Raw genomic sequence first — 4,037 nt, 5'->3', positions numbered from 1 at the left:
CCCTGCCGCTCCACGCCGCCCTGAGCGACGCGCCGGAGTTTACCCAGCCGGGCGACAACACCCGCTACCAAGCGCTCATCAAAAAAACCCGCTGCCCCACCTGCCAAAACAGCAACATCGCCGAATCCAACGCGCCGCTCGCCCGCCAACTGCGCGAACAAATCGCCGCCCGCATCCGCGACGGTGAAAGCGACAGCGACATCAACCGCTGGCTACAAGAACGCTACGGCGACTTCATCCACTACGATCCGCCGCTGAAAAGCCAAACCCTCGCCCTGTGGATCGCGCCATTTGCGGCAATGCTCGCCGCTGCCGCCTGGTGGTGGCGCGCGCGCCGCCGCCCTCCCGCCGCCCACCGCTTGAGCGACGCTGAAAAACGCGAATTGCAGCAGTGGGTCGCTGAAACAGAAAAAAACTAACCCACGCCCAAGCCACCCCGGGAGAACCCCATGCACAAGCCCCTCTGCCTTGCCCTCCTCCTCGCCGTAAGTGCCGCCCATGCCCTAGCCGCAGACGACACAACCCGCAACACAGACACCGACTGCACCCCGCAGGCAAAGTCCGCCGACAGCGAGGAAACCCAAGCACTCGCCGACCTGCAACAACGCGCAGCGGCAGGCGACGCCACCGCGCAATTCGAATTCGGTGTTCTCTACTACTCCGGTCAAGGTGTCGCGCAGGATTACGGCCAGGCGCGCGCGTGGTGGGAAAAAGCCGCCGCCCAAGGTCATGCCGATGCCCAATACTTCCTCGGCATCCTCTACGACGAAGGCCGGGGCGTGGTGCAGGACTACGCGCAAGCACGCGTGTGGTACGAAAAGGCCGCCGCCCAAGGTCATACCTATGCCCACGGCCTCCTCTACGGCAAAGGCCTGGGCGTGCCGCAGGACTACGCCCAAGCACGCGCGTGGTGGGAAAAAGCCGCTGCCCAAGGTCATGCCGATGCCCAATACGACCTCGGCCTCCTCTACGGCAAAGGCTTGGGCGTAGCGCAAGACCACGCCCAGGCGCGCGCGTGGTGGGAAAAAGCCGCCACCCAAGGTCATGCCAAAGCCCAATTCAACCTCGGTCTCCTCTACGGCAAAGGCCAAGGCGTAGCGCAAGACTACGGCCAAGCGCGTGTGTGGTGGGAAAAGGCTGCCGCCCAAGGCGATGCCAAAGCCCAATACACTCTCGGCGTCCTCTACAGCAAAGGCCAGGGCGTAGCGCAAGACTACGGCCAAGCGCGTGAGTGGTGGGAAAAGGCTGCCGCCCAAGGCGATGCCAAAGCCCAATACGCCCTCGGCGTCCTCTACGACAACGGCAAAGGCGTGCCAAAAAATAACGCCCAAGCACGCGTGTGGTGGGAAAAAGCTGCCGCCCAAACAGACGACAAAGAAGCGCAGCAGGCCGCACAGCTGGCCTTGCAAAAAATCTCCCAATAAAGCGGAAACAGACCATGAAAACCACCCTCTGCATTGCCCTCCTTCTCGTCGCAAGCGCCGCCCATGCCCTGGCCGCAGAAGACGCGACCAGCAAGCAAACCGCCGATTTCAGGCAGGGGCAAAAACGTGCCGATGCCGAACAGGCCGCAGCGGACAGCGCCCTCGCCGACCTGAAAAAGCGCGCAGCGGCAGGCGACGCTACCGCCCAATTTGAACTGGGTGTTCTCTACTACTACGGTCAAGGCGTCACGCAGAACTACGCCCAAGCGCGCGTATGGTGGGAAAAAACCGCCGCGCAGGGCTTCGGCACAGCCCAATACAATCTCGGCGTCCTCTACGCCGAAGGGCAAGGTGTGCAACAGAATTACACCAAAGCGCGTGAATGGTTTGAAAAAGCTGCCGTGCAGGATGTTGCCCAAGCGCAACACAACTTGGGGGTTCTTTATAGCAGGGGACAAGGTGTGCCGCAAGATTACGCTCAAGCTATTGCCTGGTACGAAAAAGCTGCTGCATTGGGATACGCCGATTCCCAATACAATCTCGGCGTTTCCTATGCCAAAGGACAAGGCGTGGTGCAGGATTACGAAAAAGCCCGCACATGGTATGAAAAAGCGGCTGTACAGGGGAGCGCTCAAGCGCAATACCACCTCGCCAACCTCTACGCCTATGGTTTAGGCACACCGCCGGACTACATCCAGGCACGCAAATGGTGGGAGAAAGCGGCCTTACAGGGCTACGCGGATGCTCAATACAATCTTGGCGCTATCTACTCGGCAGGGCGGAGCGTCCCGCAAGATTACGGTAAAGCCCGTATGTGGTGGGAACAGGCTGCCGCCCAAGGTGATAGCAAAGCTCAATACAACCTCGGCGCCTTCTATTACAAAGGTCAGGGTGTAGCGCAGGATTATGACAAAGCTCGCGCATGGTTCGAAAAATCAGCCGCGCAGGGCGATGCAGCAGCGCAGTACAACCTTGGTGTCCTCTACGCCGAAGGCCAAGGTGTCGCACGGGATTACGGTCAAGCGCGCCAGTGGTGGGAAAAAGCCGCTGCTCAGGGCGATGCCGATGCCCAATACAATCTCGGGGTCCTCTACTTGAACGGTGATGGTGTCCCGCAAGACATCAACAAAGCGCGTGCGTGGTACGAAAAAGCCGCTGCCCAAGGTAAAGAGAAGGCCAAACAGACGCTGCAAAAAATCTCCCAAAAAACCGGAAAACAGCCGTGAGAGCCCTCTGCCTTGCCCTCCTCGCCTGCGCCCTGCCGCTTCATGCCGCCCTGAGCGACGCGCCGGAGTTTACCCAGCCGGGCGACAACGCCCGCTACCAAGCGCTCATCAAAAAAAACCGCTGCCCCACCTGCCAGAACAGCGACATCGCCGAATCGAACGCCCCGCTTGCCCGCCAGCTGCGCGAACAAATCGCGCGGCAAATCCAGGAAGGCCGCAGCGATAGCGAAATCGCCGCCTGGCTGCAGGCGCGCTACGGCGACTTCGTCACCTACGACCCGCCGCTGAAAAGCCAAACCCTCGCCCTGTGGCTCGCGCCGTTTGCGGCAATGCTTGCCGCTGCCGCCTGGTGGTGGCGCGCGCGCCGCCGCCCACCGCCTGAATGACGCCGAAAAAAGCGAATTGCGGCAGTGGATTGCCGAAGCGGAAAAACTCTGACCAACCCCATACCTTTCAGCCCTCATCCGGAGAACCCTATGACAACGAGCAACTTCAACATGCGCATGGACACCGAAACCAGAGAACAACTGCGCCGGGTCTTGGCGCAATATGGCCTGACCATTCCGCAAGCATTCAAACTCTTCGCCAACCAGACCATCAAAACCGGCGTGCTGCCGCTCAGTTTCGATTGGGCCGCGAATTACCGCCCCAACAGCGAGACGGAAAAAGCATCGCGCAGCGAGATACCGCCAAGCGGTACAGCAGTCTGGAAGAAATGATGCAAGACATCGCGGCAGGCAACACGTTGAATAACCCGGCACTCATGCCCACCGGCCGGTTCAAGAGGGATGCCAAAAAAACATTTGCCATTCCTCTTGAGCGCTGACTGAATCGAAGTCATCCATTGCCTGACGCACCCAAAAAACCTGCCCGCCAAATACCGCGACCATGCCCCCGGCGGCAACCAGCAGGGCTTCGGGGATTGCCATATCAAGCCTGGCCCGGTCCTTATCTACGCCATCGGCGACGATTACGTCCAACTGGCGCGCTTGGGCAGCCATGCGGAACTTTTCTAGGGGCCGTTGACATTCGACTTGCGCAGCGGATTTTGGCCGAAAAGCCGCCGCAACGTTGAGGTGTCAACAGACCCTAAGCCGCCCACCGCCTGAGCGACGCCGAAAAACGCGAATTGCGGCAGTGGATTGCCGAAGCGGAAAAACCCTGACCAACCCCACCAGGAAACCTACCATGCACAAAACCCTCTGCCTTGCCCTCCTTCTTGCCACGACTGCCGCTTATGCCCTGGCCGCAGACGACGCAACCGGCAAGCAAACCGCCGATTTCAGGCAGTGGCAAAAACACACCGATGCCGCACAAGCCGCAGCAGACAGCGCCCTCGCCGACCTGCAACAACGCGCCGCAGCAGGCGATGCCGCCGCGCAATTCG

The 4,037-nt window shown here is 60.6% G+C and carries 6 protein-coding genes and 1 pseudogene; all 7 read left to right on the top strand.

Features of this window, described 5'->3' with window-relative positions; translation table 11 throughout:
- Positions 1-2 precede the first annotated feature (2 nt).
- Entirely contained in the window at positions 3-419 is a 417-nt protein-coding gene (locus Q0562_RS08480; protein ID WP_298643466.1) for a cytochrome c-type biogenesis protein, read from the top strand.
- Positions 420-449: 30 nt separating this feature from the next.
- Positions 450-1,424: an SEL1-like repeat protein gene (locus Q0562_RS08475; RefSeq protein WP_298643465.1), complete on the top strand. Its 975-nt coding sequence runs from the start codon at positions 450-452 to the stop codon at positions 1,422-1,424.
- 14 nt (positions 1,425-1,438) lie between these two features.
- Positions 1,439-2,650 carry an SEL1-like repeat protein gene (locus Q0562_RS08470; protein ID WP_298643463.1) on the top strand — a complete coding sequence of 404 codons (1,212 nt, stop codon included), beginning with the start codon at positions 1,439-1,441 and terminating at the stop codon, positions 2,648-2,650.
- Positions 2,647-3,036 carry a cytochrome c-type biogenesis protein gene (locus tag Q0562_RS08465; RefSeq protein ID WP_298643462.1) on the top strand — a complete coding sequence of 130 codons (390 nt, stop codon included), beginning with the start codon at positions 2,647-2,649 and terminating at the stop codon, positions 3,034-3,036. Before Q0562_RS08470 ends, Q0562_RS08465 begins: the two co-directional genes overlap by 4 nt.
- A gap of 90 nt (positions 3,037-3,126) precedes the next feature.
- Positions 3,127-3,369, top strand: coding sequence for a type II toxin-antitoxin system RelB/DinJ family antitoxin (locus Q0562_RS08460; RefSeq protein ID WP_298643460.1), 243 nt, complete (start codon positions 3,127-3,129; stop codon positions 3,367-3,369).
- Positions 3,370-3,480: 111 nt separating this feature from the next.
- Positions 3,481-3,666 carry a type II toxin-antitoxin system YafQ family toxin gene (locus tag Q0562_RS08455; RefSeq protein ID WP_366144744.1) on the top strand — a complete coding sequence of 62 codons (186 nt, stop codon included), beginning with the start codon at positions 3,481-3,483 and terminating at the stop codon, positions 3,664-3,666.
- 172 nt (positions 3,667-3,838) lie between these two features.
- Positions 3,839-4,037: pseudogene (locus Q0562_RS08450) on the top strand (sel1 repeat family protein); the annotation flags it as partial.

It is taken from the genome of uncultured Cardiobacterium sp. (assembly GCF_938028825.1).
In the GTDB taxonomy this organism is placed as follows: Bacteria; Pseudomonadota; Gammaproteobacteria; order Cardiobacteriales; family Cardiobacteriaceae; genus Cardiobacterium.
This window is presented reverse-complemented; position numbering and strand designations above follow the sequence as displayed.